A 21744-nucleotide genomic window follows, 5' to 3' on the forward strand; every position below is an offset into this window, starting at 1 on the left:
TAAGGACTTGTGCTCGAACAAATCAATGTTATGAATACAAAATATGTATTCTACCGTTCACTTTCCTACGCTGGCATTATCCAGATCAGGTTAAAGGGTCAAAGACTTCCCGTGTCTTAATCTCAGCCGACCATTTACGGCACCCCTAGTACTATTCAATTATTAAAGTTAATTACTTTATCATCTTAATTAATCCTTCTACTTTATTCAAGTATTTAGACAGATTACTTTAAATTTTATCTTTTTAGTTAACGCTATATTTCTATTTTGAATAATTTGTATCACAATTTGAACTACAAGTTTTTGCGATTGAGCAAGAACCACATTTACCTTTTTTTGTTTTGTTTACATATCGTAAAAGTGTCCATCCTGCATATCCAAAAATTAGAGCCCCTATTATAATATTGACAATCATAAGTAGATACCCCTTTCCTTAGTAGCCTAATAGACTTCCAACTTGATAGATAATTAGCGCTAATATATACGCAATAACTAATGCATATCCAACTGAAAAATACGTCCATTTAGCTGAACCTGTCTCTTTACGAATTGTCGCAACAGTTGCAAGACATGGTACATACAATAAGACAAATACCATAAAGCTAAAAGCAGAAAGTGCAGAAAACTGTGTTGACAATATTCCTTGTAAAGAGTTTGCATTTGGTACGTGATAGATAATATTCATAGCAGATACGACAACCTCTTTAGCCAAAAATCCTGTTAGTAAAGAAGCACCTGCTTGCCATGTCCCGAAGCCTAAAGGTGCAAGTATTGGTGTAAGTATGCCACCAATCATCGCTAAAAAGCTATCATCCATCGAAACACCTAAACCACTTGGTCCCATATAAGATAATAACCATATAACTACAGAACCACCAAAAATAAACGTACCTGCTTTTCGAATAAACCCTTTACCTTTATCCCATGTGCTTCTAAACAAAGCTTTACCTTGTGGCATACGGTATGGTGGGAGCTCTACGACAAATAATGAAAACTCACCTTTTAATATAGTAGATGAAAAAACCTTAGCTAATACTAATGCAACTACTATTCCGAGTATATACAGTGAAAAAACAACTATTGCTTGATTTTTGGCAAAAAAAGCGCCAACGAATAGTGCATATACCGGTAAACGCGCTGAACAAGACATTAATGGTGTTAACAAAATCGTAAGTAGTCTCTCTCTAGGCTGTTCAATCGTTCTAGCAGCCATAACTCCAGGTACATTACAACCAAATCCAATAATCATTGGAATAAATGCCTTTCCGGTTAAACCAACCATTTCCATCGAACGATCCATTACTAAAGCCGCTCGAGACATATATCCAAAATCCTCAAGGAATGATATTAGTAAAAACAAAATAAAAATTTGTGGAACAAAGACTAAAACTCCACCAACACCAGCAACAATACCATCAAGAACAACTGCTTTTATAAAATCAGATGCATGTATTGCATTTAAGCCGTTTGTTAGCCAGCCTGTTACAGGTCCTGATAAAAACCCATCTAATGCATCAGATAAGGGTAGCCCCAACCAATCAAAAGTAAGCTTAAACATTAAAAACATTGTCACTAAGAAAATAGGAATACCTAAAATCGGGTGTGTCACAAATCGATCAATGCGATCAGTTAATGTAACTGCTTCATTAGATTCTTTCTCCACAGATTTACCAATTAAATTTGAAATGACTTCTTTTCTTACAGAATATATCCATTTTGGGGGTGATACACCTTGTTCACTGTTTAATTGTTCCTCTGTTATGTTAATTACTTGTTCAATTTTACTAAAATCGTAGGATGAAGCTATAAATTCTATTACCTCTTTATTACCCTCTAAGATTTGTATCGCAGTCCATCTTTTAGGAATAGATAAAGTTGAAGGTAATAGAGTCATAATATTTTTAATACTGTCTTCAATAATAATTCCGTAATCAATTTCAAACTCAACTTCAGATTGAGGAATTGTCTCTATTAATTCATTTACCTCGTTTGTTCCCTTACCCGATCTAGCATCAATTGGAATAACTGGTACTTGTAATATCTTTGAGATACTGGAAGGATCAACTGAAATACCTCTCCTTTTAGCAACATCAACCATATTTAGACCAATAATCATTGATTTATTAAACTCTAGAAGTTGAAGAGTGAGCATTAAATTTCTTTCTAATTGAGCCGCGTCAACAATATTAATCATCCCATCAAATGTTTCATTTACAAAAAAATGTGAAACAACGGCCTCATCTTTTGAAAGAGGGCTTAGAGAATAGATACCTGGTAAATCAATTAGATTTCCAAGTTTATTTTTAATAGTCCCTACCTTTTTTTCAACGGTAACGCCACTCCAATTTCCTACGTATTGGTATGTACCTGTTAAATTATTAAATAGAGAAGTTTTTCCTGTATTTGGATTTCCAATAAGCGCTATATTTAACATATTTTTTCTACCTTTATCCCCGATGCATCTAGAAATCGAATACCAAGTGATTGTCCACAATTTTCAATCATACAAGGTCCCTTAAACGGCATTGTACATTGCAGGCAGACCATAGACCCTTCACTTATCCCTAGATCTAAAAGACGTCTCTTCACTGCCTCAGCTAGTGATGACAAATCTGTTATTTTTGCTTTTTCGCCTTTTTTTAATTCTGAAAGTAACATAAGTGATTCCCCCGGATCAAAACTTATTATATATAAACAATCAATAATGATAATCCTTATCAACATCTTTATCTTAAGTTAATACAAGTTAATTGTCTACCTGCTTTTATGAAAAGGTTAACTTAAGAAAAAATTCCCAAAACCGTGTGAATAAAAAGCCCAGAAAAAACCCACAAAGATAAACTCTATGTAGGCTTTTTTAGAAAACGATGATTTATTTATCTTTATTATTTTAAATCTTTAACTTCTTTTAATACACTTTCTAATTGGTCACCAGCTTGGTTAAGTGTATCTGCATTCAATGGGGATACTTTTACTCCTGCTTCAATAATATGAAGTGGCGTTTCAACTTTTTCATAAAGTGCTTTGTCTTTATCTTTTACCGAGTCTTCGAATTTTTCCCATGATTTTTCAAGGGCCTCTCCGCTATCTTTTGCCTTTGCTTCATCATTATTTGAAATTTGTGTTTTTAATTCTGAAATTGTTTTGATCATATCATCAGAACCAGTTTTAATAGCATCGTCTGTTTTCGTTCCACATGCAGATAATGTTAGAGATAATCCTAAAGCCATTGCAGCGATTAGTTTTTTATTAGATAACATTTTTCGTTCCCCCTGAATTTTTACTACTTTTTTTATTATTTTTATTTGAGAATCTATTATAAATAACAGCAATACAAGCTATTAATAACAAAATCATTTGAGGTATAAAGCTCTCCCAAGTTGAATAAATCGCAAAGAAATCAATTGTTGGAATAGGGGCTTGCGTCGCCGGAAGTAATCCTGAAAGTTGTAAACCATGAATGCCCATGCCAGCAAATTTAAAGCATAAATAGAACATTAAAATACTTGAGACAAGGAAAAACGGTCTCATTGGAATTTTAAGGCCAACCTTTAAGATTAAGTAACTTAGTATTGCTAAAATTGCGAATCCTAACCCAATTCCTAGTAATAATGACGACAGTTTTATTGATGACGCCATTCCAATAAAGAATAATACAGTTTCGGTTCCCTCACGGAAAACTGCTAAAAACGCAAGAATTGATAAAGATAATAAACTACCTGTATTTAATGCTTTATCACTCTTAGTTTTAATATATTGTTGCCATTGCTTCGTATTAGATTTGCTATGTAACCAATAACTCATATATAAAAGCATGACAGCAGCAAATACTCCAGTCCAGCCAGCGATTAAGAAGTTATTACTTCCAAATGCACCTGCTGAGAATAATATATTTACAATAACACCTAGTATAATACTGACGCATAATCCAGCACCAACACCAAACCAGATCCACTTGCTTTTCTTTTCTTGTCCAGATTTTTTAATAAATCCTAGTAATGCAACAACTACTAGTAATGCTTCTAATCCTTCTCTCAGTAAGATTGTAATAGCATCTAACATTGTATAACTAGTTTTTGACGCCAATGGTAAAAGATAATCACGCATATCTGTAATTGTTTTTGTTGCCGCTTTCACATCTGGCGTTTTAGCAGTAAGCATTGCATAGGACGTAACCATATCTCTTTCAGCATCAGTGTAAACTGTTTGAGATTGTGTTAATACAACACCTTCAATATTGATCCAAGATTTTCTAAATTGATTAATCTCCGAAGTTGCTCCTGATACATTATTATCTTTTAAATCTGATAATGCTTTGTTTAATATTTCGATTAAATCTTCTACACTACCTGTACTTTTTGAATCTAATTTTGAACTAGCGAACTGATGAGAAATAAATTTTTCATTTACCTCTTCTAATTCTTTAAGTGCAATAACGAGTGCATTTTGATTTACTGTTTTTTGTGCTAGGTTATACTGAACCATTCCCATAGCTTCCTCGATTTTGCCATACGCATCAATCGACTTATTTTTTATTCCATCCTCTTTATCAAGCCACTCGTCGTTGAATTTTTTATATTCATGCTCAGTAGATTTAAAATCTCCTTTTTGTGCAGCTTGGATTGCACTTTCTACAAAAGAATTTGCATGTGTTAAATCCTCTTCAGGGCTTGCCGCAAAAGTTTTAAATGGTAAAACTAGTAATAGTAAAGCTGTTAAAGTTACTTTAATAAGAGTCTGCTTCATCGTTGGTTTTCCCCTTAAATATAAATGATAATCATTATCACCTCTTGATAATAAGGTTATTTCAGATTATAGTCAATTATTTTTTTATTAACTATTTTTAATATTTAGGTTAACATTCGACAAACAAAAAAAGTTGAGGAAAAATCCCCCAACTTTGCTTACATTCGGTATTACGTATTAGTTAACTTAGTGCTTCGAAGGACATCCCTTCGTTTATAAAATCATACTGTCTAAATAAAGAATCATTGTCTAAATAAATTCGTTCTGGATGTGGATGACTTAGGAAATTATGATGTGAAATTGCCCAGCCATATGCTCCGGCATAGCTAAATAGTAAAATGTCACCTACCCGTAATTTAGAAATGATAACTTCTCTAGCTAATACATCATTAGGTGTACATAGTTCTCCGGCTACTGTAATTTTTGCATCGTTTACTTCAGGTCTTTCAAAAGTATAAGGCCACTTTTCTGTTGGGATTACAGTAAATGGATGACTTTGCTTCCAAGCTGCAGGAAGTCTTAAATGATGACTTCCACCTCGAAGAATACAAAAGTATTCGCCGTGATTTTGCTTAATATCTAGGACCTCAGCTGCATAATAGCCGCATGAAGAAGTAATATATCGTCCGCACTCAAACAAAGTAGTCCAACTTGTGTCATTATGCTTTTCAAGTACTTTTTCTAATCGTTCCATAAAATCTGCCCAATCAAATTGCTCATCTAATTCTAAGTAATTAATCCCAATTCCTCCACCGACATTTACGTATGTAATATCTAAATTCCACTTGTTACTCCACTCTTTTGTCAATCCATAACAATGATCTACAAAAGAAGCATGCGATTTTGAATCCGTATTATTCGACATAGCATGGAAGTGAAACCCTTGTAATTTTAAGTTCGGTAATCCTTCTATTAATGAAATTGCCATGTCTATATCTGTCTCATCAATACCGAATTGTGTTGGTACACCAGCCATCTTTAATTTAGCTGATGGTACAGAATGACGTAAATTAACGCGTAATAAAATTGAAACGGAGACACTTTTTTGTTTTGCTACATAGTTAACTAGTTTTAACTCATGTAAGCTTTCAACATGAAGCAAGGTTACTCCGTACTCTATTGCCATTTCAATTTCATGACGTGTTTTTCCAGGGCCACCAAATAAGATTGGTATATTACGATCAATATTCCTTACCTTTTCGATTTCTCCTAAAGAGGCCACCTCAAAACCATTTACAATTGGTGCCAATGCTTTAAGAATCATTTCATCAGAATTTGCTTTTATTGCATAAAATAATTGACAGCTTGAAGGAAGAGTTGTCATTAATGCATTTACATGATTTCGTAATTTTGTTAGGTCATATATATATGCACAAAAAGGACTATCTTGCTCCCGACTTTGTGATTGCACAATATTTGCGATCATTTTCATACTCTCCTAAGGATAATAAAGTTATATTTTTAAGATTTCTCTTCTTTTTAACACAATCATTAAAGTAGTTAAGATACAACCAAACCCCATTACACTTCCCGCCCAAAGAATTCCCAAATTTGAGGCTATTGCTCCAATTAATAATGCACCTAATGGAATAAATCCCCGATCCATTAAAGCTATACTCATAATTCTTCCCCTGAGATGGTCTGGTACCTGCTTTTGAAGTGTAATCCGACTCAACGTTCTGTATGTTTGACTCGTTAATCCAACAAGAAACATTGCTAAACCTGCAATTAGATAATTACTTGTTCCAATAAATAATAGCAGTGATATACCAAATCCTATAATTGAATAAATTAGCCATTTACCCGTTTCGATCATCTCTTTTCCAATGGATAACCAGCTTGTCCCAATTATTGCACCAATGGAAGAAATCGATAATAAAATACCAAATCCTTCAGGACCGAGATGCAATAACTCTTTAGCAAACAGTGGCGTCATTGTCGTATATGGAAAACCAAATACCATTGGAACAATTGCTAATATAAGTAAAGATTGGACAGATGGCTTTTTCCTTACGAAATCGACAGCTTCTTTTATTGTTATTTTTTCATCTTTATCTTTATTTTTAATCGATTGGAAGTCTGCTCGAATAATAGCTAAAGAGATTAAGACAGCAAATGTACCCAAAGCATTGATATAAAATAAGTTTGCTATATTTGTAATGCCTAACAAGATACCTGCAATTGCAGGTCCAATAATTCGTGATAAATTAATAATCATTGTATTAACTGCAAGTGCGCTCGCCATTGAACTCTCAGGTACAAGATTTGGAATTAGCGCATTTCGAATTGGTGGATCCATAGCTGCAAACATTGATCGTATCGTCACAATTAGTGCAAAAAGCCAAAATGACGGACCCTTTGCAACAATAAACCCTATCACAAATGTTAACAGCATCATTACTACTTGAAGCCATATTAACAATTTTCGACGATCAAACCTGTCAGCCATTATCCCCGCTGGAACACTTAATAAAAATGTTGGAACTAATCTGCAAGCGTTCATAATGCCTAAATGAACTGGAGAATTTGTAAATTGCAAGACAGCCCAATTTAATGCAACTAAATCCATCCAATCACCAACTCTTGAAACTAAGCTTCCCAACATAAAAATATTGAATGTTTTTGATTGAAAAGCAAAACGTGGATTTTTTATGTTCTGTGCTTCGATTTGTGCCATTATAATTCGTTCCCTTTTACTTAAATTCATGAAGAGGATTTGGAACTATTGCGTAAGAATATCCTTTCTTCGTAGGATCTAGTCGCATTTTTGCAAGTGCCTTGTGCTCAACCTTCATTTGATAAAGAGCTTCTCGGTCACATGCCACATTTTCTGCGTACGTCGGGTCTGACTTTAATTTGTCAAAAACTCGATTACATATTTGATGGATTTCATGCCATAGTTCTCTCTCATTAAGACCAAATTCCTTACAAACTTGTAAAATTAACTCTCCAAAATGGTTTTGAAATACCGTATAAAATAATTTATTATGCACTTCCTTTAAGTTATCTGTCGCCGTTATCGAACCGGGGTAAAACTCCACATGTAGATTGCTTTTCTTAAGTCTTTCCTTATAAATTCGAAGACCACCCCAATCACGGAATAGCATCCGGATAGGTTGACCGTTTTTAAATATCATCACACTATTTTGCAAATGTCCCTCTAAACCGATGCCATACTTAACTAACAATGTCAAAAACCCAGGTAACGCAATATTTGCATATTCAAAAACAAATTGGTAAGCAGCCTGTCTAATTGAGGATTCATTTGTAGCTTTCGCATATTGTTCAATTAATTCAGTGACGATCCTCTTTTCTGAAAATGGTGATTCTGAAAATAATGAACTGCCGACAATTGCAACTTCATCTTTGCTAATAAACGAATCAATATTTTCACGTAATACGGCAGATAAATTTCTATTTTTTTGCTTATCATTTTCTTTTTTGAAATTGTAGCCAGCAACTTCATAAACTGGTACAAACTGTTTGCTTAAAATTTGTTCTTTTTCCATAATGGACTGTATTAATCTAGTAAAAATCGTAGAATTATTTGTTGTATTTGCAGATATTGTACGAACAGTTGAGGTCATTTGACTGTTAACTGCAACTTTAATTGCATAGTTCATTTCATTATCACCTTCAAGTGGTACAACAGTTCGGAAAGAAGACGTTGAACCACAAGGAACGTGAAATGAACGGATTGGAACAACAATCTGATCAATCAATTCTTGCTTATAAACCACTGGAATGGCGTTTTCTAGTTGCCATGGATGAACTGGTACGATTACATATTCTTCTACTTGATGGCCTTGTAGCTGAAATTGCTGCTCAACTGCTTTTCTTAATTCAGGGTATGCACTAAATAGAAATTTATTTGCATCCTCTTCAAATTCATCTTTCACACACCACTCAGCATGCTCTTTTAAAACGCCGACAAATTGAATTGTAGCTACTCCATCAAACTCCGGTGCATATTGAAAAACGTCTTCAGCTTTCATATCTATTTTCGTCTTTGTTCCAGGATGAAGATTATGCCCCTCAACCGAAAGTTGTTCAAAAAATAAGCTACTGTCGAATGCTGAATCTAATTTTTTCTGCAACAGCACCCAGTCCAAAACATTCGTAATCTTAAATTCTGAAGCTCTCTTTTGAAGCTCTTTTTTCTTTTGCTCCCAATACGCATAGGATAATGTAAGATTCGCACTTCCATTAATTAGTTCCTTTGCAAGCTGCTCCCAAGCAAATTTTTCAATTTCGTCTTTAAACTCTTTTTTGTGACGAACAATTTCCAGCAGTTCAACCGAGTGATTTATAGTTTTTACTTCATTCTCAGTAACAAATAATATTTCACCATCGACTTCAATTCGATTAAATGCATACGTACGACTTACTGGAATCACCAAACATTCATGATTGTTAAGAGCATATAATTTATAAGTTTTGCCTGATTGTAGGTTATAGGCTTGAACTTGTTGGATAACCATTCTCCAAAAACTTGTGATAGCTGGTATATTTAATGCATAAATCGAATCGATAATATATAAATCATGTGAATTAGCAGAAAAATTAAGTATGTTTTCTCTTAACATCGAACCGACGAGACGGCTTAAAATACCGCGTCTTCCTTTTTCCAGGTTTACCATAAAATTTGGAATTAAGTTTGGCATATTGCTTACTAAAAAAGTAAGATTCTCCGCTTCATCAGCCAATAGTTCTCCGTTACGTAGCTTTTCAAATGATTCATATAAAAAATCTTTTTCTAATACTTGGGTTAAACTTGTACTCATTCTCTTGATTTCTCCTTTCTTAGTGCTTCATTGGATTTGGAACTTTCATAAATGAATAAGCAGTACTATCTCCTTGTAATCGCATCGTTGCTAAAGCTTTTAAGTTAATCATTGGTTGGAAAAATGCTTTTTCATCCGAAGCTGCTTGTACTTTAATCGAGGGATCCTTTTTTAATTCCTTGAATATGTCTCTACTAACTAGAACTACTTCTTCCCATAGCTCTTCTTCTTCGATCTCTAAAGTACGAACTATACAAGTTATTAACTCGGCAAAATGATTCTGCATAACTGAATACGAAATAATATTACGCAACTGGCTTTCCTCATCCGTAACAATTGAAGAGCCAGGATAAAATTCTGCTTCAAAACCTTGCTTCCACAATCTTGATGGAAGTACTCGAATTCCTCCAAAATCTCTCACTAAAATTCGTACTAGCTCACCTTCTCTAAAGATCGTGACACTATTTTGCATATGACCTTCTAGGCTGATTCCATAACGTACCATCATTGTTAAAAAACCAGTTAGAGAAGTTCTTGCATATTTACGAATAAATAGTTTAGTAGCCTCGTTTATATCATTTAAATGATTTACATTAGCTAATTGTTCAATTAACTCTATAACAATTGGCTTTTTACTTATTGGAGATTCCGAAATTAATGATGCTGCAGCCATTGGAATTTCATCCTCAAGTAGGACATAGTTTTCGGGATTTTCTCTTAAAATAGAAGCTAAATTTGCCTGAAGTTTCCATTGCTCATCCTCAGTAAGATTTAGATTTCCGGGTTGGAAATGTATTCCCGCTCGTTCTTCTAGCACTATAAATTTCCCATCAAATCCGTATTCCTTTTCTTGTATTGCTTTAAATATTTTTGAAAGCATTGGACCATTCACGACAGAATTAGGTGAGACTGTACGAATGGCACTTGTTGTTTGCACATTAACCGCCGTTTTTATATGATGTTTTTTCTCTCCTAAATTTTGAATCGGAGCTAAAGATCGAAATGACACTAATGATTGAGTTGGAATAATAAAATCACTGATTGGAATTATTTTTCCTTGCTCAATCTCTTTTTCATAGAATGTATTTAGTGTATTTTCAAATTGCCATGGATGAACTGGTATCAATTCAAAATCACTAAGCTGTAAACCTTTATTATGTAAAACCGCTTCAACAGCAGGCTGTAAATTTTCATACTCTTTATATAACCAATTTGTGATAGTAGTCTGATCAATAGCTGTCGTTTTACAAAGGTCTTTTGATACTGCAATTACGATCACTTCTGGGTTGCCACCCCATTCAGGTGAATACTGAATTACCTCTTCGACACTAAGGCCAAACTTTGTTTTTGCTCCAGGATGTAAAGGATGCCCTTCAACTACACATTGTTCAAAAAATGCAAGTGGACTAAATTTTTTATCCTGATTCTTTTGATGTATAGCCCATTCTATTGAAGAATGAACCGAAAATTGTTTAGCCTTTTCCGCTAATTCATGATGATTGATCGTAGCACCTGTTAGGGCCAACGTTAGGTTTGCAACACCGTTTTGAATTTCATGCTTAAATCGTTCATACTGTTCTGTAGTTGCTTCCTCCAACATACCTTCATTTTTTAATAACTCGATCAGCTCAACAGGATGGTTTAGTTCGTTAGATAATGTTTCGTCAATTACGATTACATCACCAGTTAGATCGAATCTTCCAAGTGAGTGTAATTTGGAAACAGAAACTTGCAGATGTCTCCCACTAGGTAGATCAACATTAATTTTTGACACCTCATCATTTATCCAAGTAATTCTTTCCTCTGGTATTAGTTTTTCTCTTATAAATGCTTGGAATAGGCGTTGAAAAATTCCTTTTCTTCCTGCTTTCACATTAGAAAGATAGCCTACCAATAATTCAGTTTTTTCACTTTTTAAATACTCCAAAGTTTTTAACTCTTCCTGATCTAAATGATCATAATTTGTTAGTTCATCTTTGTTCTGAATATTAATCATTTCTACACATCCTCTAATGATTTTCATTTATGTTTAAGTAGTTGATAATGATAATTATTATCACAACTAAACACCTTACCATATTAAATGATAATGATTATCATTGTCAATAATTATTATTCCATTATTTTCTAATTTAGAAATTAAAAAATAGCCGATTGGCGAGCCTTTTAGGTGAAGACAGAGGCGTAGTTGCACTTACACTTTATTTCTAAAATTGGTAACTATGTCGAATTACCTTCCTCTTTGTCAATTTATAGTTTCTTAAAGCGAAATAAAAAAAGCAAAAAGTATAATACTTTTTGCTTTTAGTACATAGACAAGGTTTAAACATCAACTATTCAGACCTTGCTTTTTAAGCGGTCATTGATTAGATGAAGTAACCAAAACCTTTTGTTCAATATTTAAGATGTTGTACAGCTCATCAAGTTTTTGAATTTCATAAGTAGGAACTACATCGGAATCATTCGAAAGTATTTTTGAATTGACCCAGCAAGTATCGATTCCTGATCCAGCCCCGCCAATTATATCTGCGCTAAGTGAGTCTCCAATAATCAATGTCTTATCTAATTCAAAGTTAGGAATTCGATCAAATACATAATCAAAGTATTCTTTCATTGGTTTTTGATAACCAGTATCCTCAGAAACGAAAATGTCTTTAAAGAAAGGATAAATATTCGCCGCATTCAAACGTTTATATTGCGTCTTTGAAACTCCATTTGTAACAATATATAAATCGAACTCATGCTGAAGACTTGTTAGTAATTCATATGCACCTTCAACTAATTGATTTCCCTCTCCTAAGTAACTTTGGTAAGTCTGTTCCAGCAGAAAACCGTCAACTTCAATACCAAACTCTTTAAATAAAGTTGAAAAACGTGTATTCACCACATCGTCTCGGCTTATTTTACCTTCTTCAAATGACTTCCACAGTCCATGGTTAATTTCTTTGTACCTTGACTTAACTTCATCCGTTAATGGTAATTTTTGATCTTTAAATAGAGATTGTAATGCTACTTTTTCTGCTACTCCAAAATCTAATAATGTATCATCTACATCTAATAATAAAGTTTTGTATGTTTTCATAACATTTTCCCCTTCTCTATTTTATTTAATCATATTTTTCTAGATTGATTTTAAACTAAATTAGTTGCTTAATTCGTTTAAAACTTATTCCGCTAAATTTAAAAATTAATATACCACTGATAATAAGCAAAACACCAATTAATTGCTTAGAAGAAAACGGAACTTTCTCAAGTCCTAGCCATCCTCTAGAATCAAATAACAATGCAAACATTAATTGAGAAGTAAGAACAATTGATATAGCATAAGTTGGTCCTAGAATTCTAGTACTTTTCGTTAAACAGAATACAACACCTACACCGACAATTCCGCTAATCCAATACCAATTTTTCATATCATGCAAAACAAATAATTGCTTACCATCAAATATTAGACCCATTACGAAAGAAGCTAAAAAGCCCATTCCTAATACAAATGTTGTCGTTACCCATATTCCTGTCCGCTCATTGACCTTACTATTGAATATATTTTGTAAACCAATTAGTGCTCCTGCAATTAAGGATAAAATTAAACCAAGAAACATAAAATTACACCTCCAAAAAACTTATTCATAAATATTATTTCCTGCTAGAATACTCAAACCTACCCGATCTTTAATAAGAATACTTCCTTTTTTTCTCTCTACTAAGTCCTCTTTACAGAACTGTTGAATAACTCGATTAACATGTCGATAACTTGTTCCGATTAGATTCGCTGCATCTTTGATATTAATCGAATTTAAATTGTCCTTTAGTAAAGAATCCGTTTCATCGTATGAAACTGATAATAAATAACTCGCTAGCCGGACTTCTACTGGATACATTAAATTAAAACTCATCGCATTCGACTTAATATGGAACTTTTCCGTTATGATCTCTAATAAGAACTGAAGCAATGGTGCATAGTCTTTACCAAATTTTTTTAGCCAGCGATAATCTACGGCAATCATTTCAACCGCAGAAACAGCTTCAACCGTATTTATATAATTTGAACCTCTTACATATTCAATGTCGCCAATTAATTCAAGAGGCTTTTTAAATGATAGAATTAATGTTTTTCCCTCTGCTGAAGTTGTATAAACTTTGACTTTCCCTTTTACTAAAACAAACAAAGATTGTGGTGAGTCTCCTTGGGAACAAATAAGTTCTCCTTGCATGAATCGATGAATAGTCATATGAGCTTTTAAATCCTCATTAAAGACTTCTTCAATATGAAGTTCAGTTAAAAATTGATTAATTTGTTCAATATCACTAGTGACTTTCAAGTTAACTTCACCTCCTGCAATTACTTTTAAGATGCTAGCACGATTACACCAATGATCATCGTACCAATACCCACAAATTGTGCCGTACTAATATTTAACTTTTTCACACCGAACCAACCTCTACTATCATTGATAAATGTGAAACTTAACTGTGCAATTAAAAGTGTTGAAATTGAAAATGTAACCCCATTGAGATGTATCGCTGTTACATTACAAAAAATAATAAATGCTCCAAATGCCCCACTTGTTAAATAAATTGGATGCACTTTCTTAACTTCAGCTAATTTTTTATCTTTTATTAATAGTAATACGAATAATGCTACAATAAAACCTGTAAACTGCGTAATTGTAGCAGCTTGCCAAGTTCCAATATCACTACTAATTTGTGAATTTGCAACTCCTTGTAGTGTAATGAGTGCTCCACCAACAATTGCTAATAGGATTCCTTTCATATTTTTCTCTCCTGACATATTGATTTCTTCATTATTAAACGATATTGGAAGGTTGTTTGGGAAGGACATATGTCCTAGAGAGAAAAATGTACGAACCATGCAATTGTGGAAAACTTAGATGATACTGTGTGTATTAATTTTTTGTGGATAATTTGTAGATCTATTTTTTTGGAGTAAGATTTTTGTGGATACTCCGATATTATGTGGAAAACTTTCCATAAAATTGTGGAAAAATGCAAAAATTAGTGAATAGTTTGTAATCGATTTTTTTGGTAGACTGTAAAATATTGTGGATAAGTTGGTATGTATTAGGGTGCTAAGTGCAAATTAAATCTGAAGAGTCGCAATTAAATTTTCCTAATCTACAATTAAATATATTTTTCTGCAATTATTTAGGTACTGCAAATAAAATCAGAAAATCACAATTTAAAATGCCAAATCTACAATTAAAAGCTGAGAATCACAATTAAAAATAGTAAATCTGCAACTACATAAATACCATAAAAAAATCAGGCCATTAAATAGCCTGATATAACTTTATATTAAAATACTTCCTGGCTTATTAGACTTGATTCCATTAAAAGTTTAATTTCATTTATCTTATTTTGATTAAATAAATCAACAATTTTACTTCCAACAATGACCCCATCACAATCTTGGCTTAATTCCTTTACTTGTTCTGGGTTGGATACACCGAATCCAGCTATTACAGGTTTATTACTAATTTCTTTAACACTTTTTAAAAATGATGATAAACTCTTATCTAGTTCATTTCGAACACCAGTAATCCCTTTTACTGTTACTGTGTATAAGAAGCCTCTTCCTTTTTCAGCAATTTTAATGATTCGATCTTTTGGTGTAGTCATTGTGACTAATCGTATTAGTTCTACTCCAAATTCTTCAAGTTTATGAATAATAATTTCTTCTTCTTCGATTGGTAGGTCAGGAATAATACAGCCGTCTACTCCTGCTTTCTGAAGGTCAGATACAAATCTGTCAATTCCATAAGCTAAAACAGGATTCATATAAGTCATGACGATTAAAGGTACAGAGATTAACTTACGTACTTCTTTTATTTTTTCAAGTACAGCTTTTAAAGTTGTACCAGCTTGTAATGCTCGGATTCCCGCTTGTTGAATTACTGGACCGTCTGCTACTGGGTCAGAAAACGGTATACCTATTTCGATTGCTGATGCGCCAAATTTTTCTAGTAAAGCAAGTCTTCCTCCTAAAACTTCTAGACTTCCGTCACCTGCCATTATATAAGGAATAAATAGCTTTTCACCTTTTTTAAGTCGTTCTGAAAATTGGAATTCAATTCGATTCATCATTTTATTTCCCCTCCTTTAATCGTTCTCGAACGGTATGCACATCTTTATCGCCTCTACCAGATAAACAAATGACTAAATTTTCCTCTTTCTTCATAGTTGCTGCTAGTTTTATTGCATATGCAACTGCATGTGCGCTTTCTAATGCTGGGATAATTCCTTCTAATCTTGCTAGTAATTGGAATGCTTCAAGTGCTTCTTCATCGGTAATCGATTCATATTTCACTCGCTCAATATCTTTCAAATAACAATGCTCTGGTCCTACACCTGGGTAATCAAGTCCTGCAGAAATTGAATGGGCTTCTTGTATTTGACCGTCTTCATCTTGAAGTAAGTACATTAGTGCACCGTGTAATACGCCTGGCACACCTTTTGTTAACGAAGCTGCTTGTTTATCTGTATGGATTCCATGACCGGCCGCTTCAACTCCAAATAACTTTACACTTTCATCCGTTATAAATGGATGGAACATACCAATCGCATTACTTCCTCCGCCAATACAAGCTACTACTGCATCAGGAAGTTTACCTTCCTTTGCTAAAAATTGTTGTCGTGTTTCTTTTCCGATTACACTTTGGAAATCTCGTACTATCATTGGAAAAGGATGTGGCCCCATTACAGATCCTAATAGATAATGAGTGTCATCTACATTTGCAACCCAGTAACGAAGTGCTTCATTTACTGCATCCTTTAACGTCGCACTTCCTGATTCAACGCTAATCACTTTTGCGCCTAGTAATTCCATACGGAAAACGTTCAGTTCTTGTCTTCGAACATCCTCGGCACCCATGAAAATAACACATTCTAAATTTAACAGAGCACAAACTGTTGCAGTTGCTACACCATGTTGACCCGCTCCTGTTTCAGCAACGATTTTTCGTTTACCCATTCGAATCGCAAGTAATGCCTGACCAATCGCGTTGTTGATTTTGTGAGCACCAGTATGATTTAAATCCTCACGTTTTAAATAAATATTAGCTCCGTTTGCATGCTTAGTTAAATTTTCTGCAAAGTAAAGAGGTGTTTGACGACCTACATAGTCTTTTGACAATCTTTCAATTTCCTCAATAAATGTTGGATCATCTTTAATATTTGAATATGCTTCTTCTAATTCAGTTATGGCTTGGACAAGCGTTTCAGGTATATATTTCCCTCCATACATACCGAAATGACCTTTTACATCTGGAAGTGTGTACGTAGACATTTAAATTCCTCCTAATTTAACTTTTTTTATAAAACTTTTTATTTTTTCTTCATCTTTTTTTCCGTTCGTTTCGACTCCACTACTTACATCAACCATTATTGGTTTTACGACGCTAGTTGCAGGTATTACATTCTCAATCGTCAAGCCACCAGCTAAAATCAAGTTATCTATTTTCTTTGATTGAACAAGTTCCCAGTTAAATGTTGTTCCATTTCCGCCACGATATTTTCCACTCGGGCTATCAACTAAAATATAATCACAATCATATTCAGCGATTTTTTCAACGTCCTTTTCCGACTGAACCCGTAATGCTTTGATTACTGGAAAGGATAATGAACGACAAAATTCTGGCGTTTCATCTCCATGTAGCTGAAGATGCGTTAAACCAACTTCCTGGTAAATGGATTCTAATGTCTCCTTTGTTTCATTTACAAAAACGCCAATCTTCAATACCGAAACTGGCAGTGATTCGACGATCTTCTTTGCCTCAGAAATTTCAATTTGACGCTTACTTTCTGCAAATACAAATCCAATGGCATCAGCTCCTGCATTTATTGCACATTTAGCTGTTTTTAAATCGGTAATGCCGCAAATTTTCACTTTCACTGCTTAGCCTCCTTTAGAATAGGAACCATAAGCTCTCTCATATTTGATGATAATTCATTGCTTCTCATTAATGCCTCTCCGACTAAAATTCCATTTGCCCCAGCATCTCTCACACGTTTTGCATCATACTGATTGAAAATGCCACTTTCACTAATAATGAAACCACCATCTGCTTGAATAAGTGGTGCTAATCTTTCTGTTACACCTAGGTTCACTTCAAATGTTTTTAAGTTTCGGTTATTGATGCCATATAGCGCTGGCCCAATTTTTAGTGCTTTTTCTAAATCTTCCTCATCATGTACTTCCATCAATACTTCAAGGTTATGCTGCTTGGCATATTGATATAAATGATTTAGTTCTGTAAAAGGTAATGCAGCAGCAATTAGTAAAATAATGTTTGCTCCATGCTCTTTCGCAATATCTATTTGAACTGGATCGATTATAAAATCTTTGCATAATATCGGAATATTAACGGTATCTCGTACGATTTTCAGATCTTTAAAGGAACCTTTAAAGAAAGTTGTATCAGTTAAAACAGATATTGCGGCAGCTCCATTTTCTTCATATTTCTTTGCTTGTTCTGCGGGATTAAGATTTGTATTAATATCACCTTTTGATGGTGATGCTCGTTTAAACTCTGCAATGATCGATAAATGGTCTGCAGCTTTTAACTGTTCAATTAATGATAAATTCTTTCTTTGATTAGTTATTTTTCGACTAATCGCTCTTAAACTTTTAATTTCGATTTTTTTTTGAGAAATAATTCGATCTAAAATGGTTTCCATTTAAATAACCTCTCTTTTTAGTTTGCTAGTTTTTTCGACTAGTTTTTGTAATTTCTCATAAGCTGCGCCTGAATCTATGCTCTCCTCTGCCTTTTTAATACCGTCTGTAATTTGGTTGACAATACCTGAAGTATAGATTGCTAAACCAGCATTTAATAAAACGGTATCTCTAAAAGCTCCTTTTTCTCCTTTTAAAACTCGAAGAAGAATATCTGCATTCCTCTTTGCATCTCCACCCTTGATTTCTGTATTTGGGTAATATGTTAATCCAACTTCTTCTGGATGAAGTGTCATTTTTTTCAGCTCACTATTTTCAAGTAGGACAATATGATTTTCACCAGCTAACGATGCTTCATCTAAATGCCCTGCACCGTTTAATACAATCGCTCGTTTACGTCCTAGTTTATTTAGCACTTCTGCAAATACCTCTAAATAATCTCTTCTGTAAATTCCTAATAGTTGGGTCTCTAATTCAACTGGATTTGTTAAAGGTCCAATTAAGTTAAAAATGGTCGGAATTTTTAGCTCGCGTCTTACCTTCATAACTTTTTTCAATCTTGGATGAACATATGGTGCAAATAAAAATGTAATTCCTATTTCGTCTAAAAGCTCTTCGGAAGCCTGAGTTGGAATCGATAACTCCGCACCTAGTTGTTCTAATACATCGGCGCTACCTGTTTTACTGGACATGCTACGATTACCGTGCTTTGCAATCGGAATCCCACTTCCAGCAATAACAAACGCTGATGTTGTACTCACATTAAAGCTCGATGAGTTATCCCCTCCTGTCCCACAATTATCAATGACATTATGAAACTTCCTAGTAAAACCTACTGTATGATTTCGAATCGCATTAACTAGTCCTGCGATTTCATTTACTGTTTCACCTTTTGTTTTTAAAGCAACTAAAAATGCTGCGATTTCACTATCTGATATTTGATCATCCTGTAGAATCCGCCCGACAGCTACTTGCATTTCTTCTACTGTAAACGACTCGCGATTAGCTAAGCGTTGAAGGTACTCTTTCATCTACTAATTCCTCCTTTATTTCATTTAAAAAGTTTAATAAAAGTTGTTTTCCGTATTCTGTTCCTATAGATTCCGGATGAAATTGCATACCGTAGATTGGATATTTTCGATGTTTAATCGCCATAATTTCTTGATCGTCCATAGCGAATGCTAAAGTCTCGAATAAAGGCGGTATAGTTTCCTTTTCAATTACTAGTGAATGGTATCGCATAACTTCTAACGGTTGAGACATGTAAGCAAATAAATTGCTACCATCATGCCTAATTTTCGATGTTTTTCCATGTTTGATTTGTCTAGCTCTAATAATTTTTGCGCCGAATGCATAACCGATTGCTTGGTGCCCTAGGCAAATGCCTAGTATTGGGATAGTCTTATAAAAAGTTTGAATGAGTTCATTCGTTTCCTGTTTCTCTTCGGGTTTACCTGGTCCCGGAGAAAGAATAATTGCTCTTGGATTCATTTCTTTTATTTCATCAATCGAAATTTTGTCATATCTAGCGATTTTCATTTCTTCGCCAAGCTCTCCTAAAAATTGATAAAGATTGTAAGTAAAAGAATCATAGTGATCAATTATTAAAATCATGATTTTCCTCCAAAAAAGCTTTTAATTTATTAATGGTTTCTTCATATTCGTGTTCGGGTTTGCTGTCATAAACAATACCTGCTCCTGCTTGAATATAAGCCATGTGATTTTTTAAAATCATCGTTCGAATAGCTAATGCAAAATCAAGATTTCCATTAACAGAGACATAGCCGACTGCACCAGAATATACCCCTCGCTTTGAACGCTCTAATTCATTAATGATTTCCATTGCTCTAATCTTTGGAGCACCAGATACGGTTCCAGCTGGTAAGCAAGCAATAAGAGCATCAAGTGAAGTATGTGTTTTTTTTAATTCCCCGCTAACTTCAGAAACGATATGCATTACATATTTGTATCTCTCAACGGTCATATATTTTTCTAATTTGATTGTTCCAAACTCGCAAACTTTGCCTAGATCATTTCTTCCTAAATCAACAAGCATTTTATGTTCAGCGAGTTCCTTCTCATCCTGTAATAAATCCTTTTCGATGATTAAGTCTTGCTCTTTTGTTTTACCTCTTCGTTTCGTACCAGCAATTGGATTCGTTATAACCTGATTACCTTTAACTTTTATTAAACTTTCAGGGGAAGTACCGGCAACAACGCTATCACCAAAATCGATATAATACATATATGGTGACGGATTTTGGATTCGTAATTTTCGGTAATAATCAAATGGATTCCCTTCAAATTTTGCTCCCATTCGATGTGATAGAACGACTTGAAAAATATCTCCTTTTTGAATAAATAACTTTGCTTTTTCTACTTTGGACATATAGTCAGCTTTACTAACTTCAGACTCAAAAGTAGAAAATAGAACTGGTTTTACTTCCTCCTCTTGATTTGAGTTGGATAAAATTACTTGCTTATACTTTTGAATTTCGCCCTTCAAATCTTCTAATGTTGTTTCATCAGAAAGCTTTGTTCCAACCAAATGAATTTTCTGTTCCAAATGATCAAATACAATAATGACTTCAAAAAACATTAAATGGAGATCTGGCATTCCGATAACATCTTCTAACTCATCACCGATCTCTTCAAACTGGCGAATCATATCATATCCTACATACCCAATTCCCCCACCAATGAAAGGGATATCCAATTCCTCTAAATAATCCTGCTTTGGTATTAACTCTTTCAGTTTTAAAAGAGGATTTCCAACAAACTCTTCTTTTTGGCCATTTTTATAGATGATTTGACCACTTTGATTTGTCCCAATCAATTCAAAAGCAGGTTTTGAACCAACAAATGAATAACGGCCAGAATCTTTATGCTTAAATGAACTTTCAAATAAAAACTTTTTGCTAGCGGTCAATTTCTTAAATAATGAAATCGGTGTAAACAAATCCCCCATTATCGTTTCAATGACTATTTCTGCTTTGTTTTGTACTGACAATTTGTTCGACCTCCAAAAATTTAATGTTGAATATAAAAAAAGTCCCCTATACGCACAAAGATTGTGCATATAGAGGACGATTAGTTGCTACCGCGGTACCACCTCAGATTGGATCAGATTTATCTGAATCCCACTTTTCGGATACGGGAATAAGTTACTTAAATAATTCCGATACCCTATCCTTTTAACGGTGGAAATCCGTGCATCCCTACTTTCATGTTCAAGATGCCTCTCGTAAGCCCATTCGATAAAGGTTCCTGTATTAGACTCCCACCATTGTCTAACTCTCTGTAACATTCACCAATATTTACTCTTCTTACTCAGCGATTTATTATTATTTAATTTTAAAGAAATACAAAAAGGGCCCCCCGTCTTAAAAAAGGACGAGAGACCCGTGGTGCCACCTTCATTAGCTGATTTAACAGCTCACTTTGTCGGTATCCAATCAACTTTCCAATGAATACCCGTCTTTTGTAACGAGAAGACTACTCGCCAAAGCCTACTACTTA

Annotated in this window: 20 protein-coding genes, 1 riboswitch and 2 other annotated features (1 of these 23 cut by a window edge); all 20 genes read right to left on the reverse strand. The window is 34.0% G+C overall.

Annotation, left to right across the window (positions count from 1 at the left end; translation table 11 throughout):
• Positions 1-45 precede the first annotated feature (45 nt).
• Positions 46-157: riboswitch (TPP riboswitch) on the reverse strand.
• A 105-nt stretch (positions 158-262) separates the two neighbouring features.
• Positions 263-415, reverse strand: a complete 153-nt coding sequence (locus B6K90_RS08970; RefSeq protein WP_088012406.1) for a FeoB-associated Cys-rich membrane protein — start codon at positions 413-415, stop codon at positions 263-265.
• Between the two features lie 18 nt (positions 416-433).
• Positions 434-2434: a ferrous iron transport protein B gene (feoB, locus tag B6K90_RS08975; RefSeq protein WP_088012407.1), complete on the reverse strand. Its 2001-nt coding sequence runs from the start codon at positions 2432-2434 to the stop codon at positions 434-436.
• Positions 2428-2658, reverse strand: coding sequence for a FeoA family protein (locus B6K90_RS08980; protein ID WP_088012408.1), 231 nt, complete (start codon positions 2656-2658; stop codon positions 2428-2430). Before B6K90_RS08980 ends, feoB begins: the two co-directional genes overlap by 7 nt.
• A gap of 227 nt (positions 2659-2885) precedes the next feature.
• Entirely contained in the window at positions 2886-3260 is a 375-nt protein-coding gene (locus B6K90_RS08985; RefSeq protein ID WP_088012409.1) for a hypothetical protein, read from the reverse strand.
• The gene (locus tag B6K90_RS08990) at positions 3250-4746 is read right to left on the reverse strand and encodes an FTR1 family iron permease (protein WP_088012410.1); all 1497 of its coding nucleotides are present in this window, start codon (positions 4744-4746) and stop codon (positions 3250-3252) included. Before B6K90_RS08990 ends, B6K90_RS08985 begins: the two co-directional genes overlap by 11 nt.
• 181 nt (positions 4747-4927) lie before the next feature.
• Positions 4928-6172 carry a type III PLP-dependent enzyme gene (locus tag B6K90_RS08995; RefSeq protein WP_088012411.1) on the reverse strand — a complete coding sequence of 415 codons (1245 nt, stop codon included), beginning with the start codon at positions 6170-6172 and terminating at the stop codon, positions 4928-4930.
• Between the two features lie 27 nt (positions 6173-6199).
• Positions 6200-7423 (reverse strand): MFS transporter, encoded by a 1224-nt coding sequence (locus B6K90_RS09000; RefSeq protein WP_088012688.1) that lies wholly within the window; start codon positions 7421-7423, stop codon positions 6200-6202.
• A 16-nt stretch (positions 7424-7439) separates the two neighbouring features.
• Positions 7440-9530, reverse strand: coding sequence for an IucA/IucC family protein (locus B6K90_RS09005; RefSeq protein ID WP_088012412.1), 2091 nt, complete (start codon positions 9528-9530; stop codon positions 7440-7442).
• Between the two features lie 19 nt (positions 9531-9549).
• Positions 9550-11526: an IucA/IucC family protein gene (locus tag B6K90_RS09010; RefSeq protein WP_167555319.1), complete on the reverse strand. Its 1977-nt coding sequence runs from the start codon at positions 11524-11526 to the stop codon at positions 9550-9552.
• A 363-nt stretch (positions 11527-11889) separates the two neighbouring features.
• Entirely contained in the window at positions 11890-12612 is a 723-nt protein-coding gene (locus tag B6K90_RS09015) for a YjjG family noncanonical pyrimidine nucleotidase (RefSeq protein ID WP_088012414.1), read from the reverse strand.
• A gap of 55 nt (positions 12613-12667) precedes the next feature.
• Positions 12668-13132 (reverse strand): DMT family transporter, encoded by a 465-nt coding sequence (locus tag B6K90_RS09020; protein ID WP_088012415.1) that lies wholly within the window; start codon positions 13130-13132, stop codon positions 12668-12670.
• Between the two features lie 21 nt (positions 13133-13153).
• Positions 13154-13852, reverse strand: a complete 699-nt coding sequence (locus B6K90_RS09025; protein ID WP_088012416.1) for a Crp/Fnr family transcriptional regulator — start codon at positions 13850-13852, stop codon at positions 13154-13156.
• A gap of 26 nt (positions 13853-13878) precedes the next feature.
• Entirely contained in the window at positions 13879-14304 is a 426-nt protein-coding gene (locus tag B6K90_RS09030) for a DMT family transporter (RefSeq protein ID WP_088012417.1), read from the reverse strand.
• Positions 14305-14846: 542 nt separating this feature from the next.
• Positions 14847-15632 carry a tryptophan synthase subunit alpha gene (trpA, locus tag B6K90_RS09035; RefSeq protein ID WP_088012689.1) on the reverse strand — a complete coding sequence of 262 codons (786 nt, stop codon included), beginning with the start codon at positions 15630-15632 and terminating at the stop codon, positions 14847-14849.
• Positions 15633-15636: 4 nt separating this feature from the next.
• A complete protein-coding gene (gene trpB / locus B6K90_RS09040) occupies positions 15637-16836 on the reverse strand; it encodes a tryptophan synthase subunit beta (RefSeq protein ID WP_088012418.1) in 1200 nt (399 codons plus the stop codon).
• Entirely contained in the window at positions 16837-17442 is a 606-nt protein-coding gene (locus B6K90_RS09045; protein ID WP_088012419.1) for a phosphoribosylanthranilate isomerase, read from the reverse strand.
• The gene (gene trpC, locus B6K90_RS09050; protein WP_088012420.1) at positions 17439-18227 is read right to left on the reverse strand and encodes an indole-3-glycerol phosphate synthase TrpC; all 789 of its coding nucleotides are present in this window, start codon (positions 18225-18227) and stop codon (positions 17439-17441) included. Before trpC ends, B6K90_RS09045 begins: the two co-directional genes overlap by 4 nt.
• Positions 18228-19256: an anthranilate phosphoribosyltransferase gene (gene trpD / locus B6K90_RS09055; RefSeq protein WP_088012421.1), complete on the reverse strand. Its 1029-nt coding sequence runs from the start codon at positions 19254-19256 to the stop codon at positions 18228-18230.
• Complete coding sequence (locus B6K90_RS09060; protein ID WP_088012422.1) at positions 19228-19839, reverse strand: anthranilate synthase component II; 612 nt, start codon at positions 19837-19839, stop codon at positions 19228-19230. The genes trpD and B6K90_RS09060 overlap by 29 nt, the downstream gene beginning before the upstream one ends.
• Complete coding sequence (gene trpE / locus B6K90_RS09065; RefSeq protein WP_235821773.1) at positions 19823-21193, reverse strand: anthranilate synthase component I; 1371 nt, start codon at positions 21191-21193, stop codon at positions 19823-19825. Before trpE ends, B6K90_RS09060 begins: the two co-directional genes overlap by 17 nt.
• A gap of 111 nt (positions 21194-21304) precedes the next feature.
• Positions 21305-21568: a binding site (T-box leader), on the reverse strand.
• A gap of 43 nt (positions 21569-21611) precedes the next feature.
• Positions 21612-21744: a binding site (T-box leader), on the reverse strand (it continues 120 nt past the right edge of the window).

It is taken from the genome of Gottfriedia acidiceleris (assembly GCF_002128425.1).
GTDB lineage: Bacteria > Bacillota > Bacilli > Bacillales > Bacillaceae_G > Gottfriedia > Gottfriedia acidiceleris.

Coding starts and splice junctions, on each gene's coding strand:
- B6K90_RS08970 (WP_088012406.1), bottom strand. CDS start 415: ATGATTGTCAATATTATAATAGGGGCTCTAATTTTTGGATATGCAGGA.
- feoB (WP_088012407.1), bottom strand. CDS start 2,434: ATGTTAAATATAGCGCTTATTGGAAATCCAAATACAGGAAAAACTTCT.
- B6K90_RS08980 (WP_088012408.1), bottom strand. CDS start 2,658: ATGTTACTTTCAGAATTAAAAAAAGGCGAAAAAGCAAAAATAACAGAT.
- B6K90_RS08985 (WP_088012409.1), bottom strand. CDS start 3,260: ATGTTATCTAATAAAAAACTAATCGCTGCAATGGCTTTAGGATTATCT.
- B6K90_RS08990 (WP_088012410.1), bottom strand. CDS start 4,746: ATGAAGCAGACTCTTATTAAAGTAACTTTAACAGCTTTACTATTACTA.
- B6K90_RS08995 (WP_088012411.1), bottom strand. CDS start 6,172: ATGATCGCAAATATTGTGCAATCACAAAGTCGGGAGCAAGATAGTCCT.
- B6K90_RS09000 (WP_088012688.1), bottom strand. CDS start 7,423: ATGGCACAAATCGAAGCACAGAACATAAAAAATCCACGTTTTGCTTTT.
- B6K90_RS09005 (WP_088012412.1), bottom strand. CDS start 9,530: ATGAGTACAAGTTTAACCCAAGTATTAGAAAAAGATTTTTTATATGAA.
- B6K90_RS09010 (WP_167555319.1), bottom strand. CDS start 11,526: ATGATTAATATTCAGAACAAAGATGAACTAACAAATTATGATCATTTA.
- B6K90_RS09015 (WP_088012414.1), bottom strand. CDS start 12,612: ATGAAAACATACAAAACTTTATTATTAGATGTAGATGATACATTATTA.
- B6K90_RS09020 (WP_088012415.1), bottom strand. CDS start 13,132: ATGTTTCTTGGTTTAATTTTATCCTTAATTGCAGGAGCACTAATTGGT.
- B6K90_RS09030 (WP_088012417.1), bottom strand. CDS start 14,304: ATGAAAGGAATCCTATTAGCAATTGTTGGTGGAGCACTCATTACACTA.
- trpA (WP_088012689.1), bottom strand. CDS start 15,632: ATGAATCGAATTGAATTCCAATTTTCAGAACGACTTAAAAAAGGTGAA.
- trpB (WP_088012418.1), bottom strand. CDS start 16,836: ATGTCTACGTACACACTTCCAGATGTAAAAGGTCATTTCGGTATGTAT.
- trpC (WP_088012420.1), bottom strand. CDS start 18,227: ATGGAAACCATTTTAGATCGAATTATTTCTCAAAAAAAAATCGAAATT.
- trpD (WP_088012421.1), bottom strand. CDS start 19,256: ATGAAAGAGTACCTTCAACGCTTAGCTAATCGCGAGTCGTTTACAGTA.
- B6K90_RS09060 (WP_088012422.1), bottom strand. CDS start 19,839: ATGATTTTAATAATTGATCACTATGATTCTTTTACTTACAATCTTTAT.
- trpE (WP_235821773.1), bottom strand. CDS start 21,193: ATGGGGGATTTGTTTACACCGATTTCATTATTTAAGAAATTGACCGCT.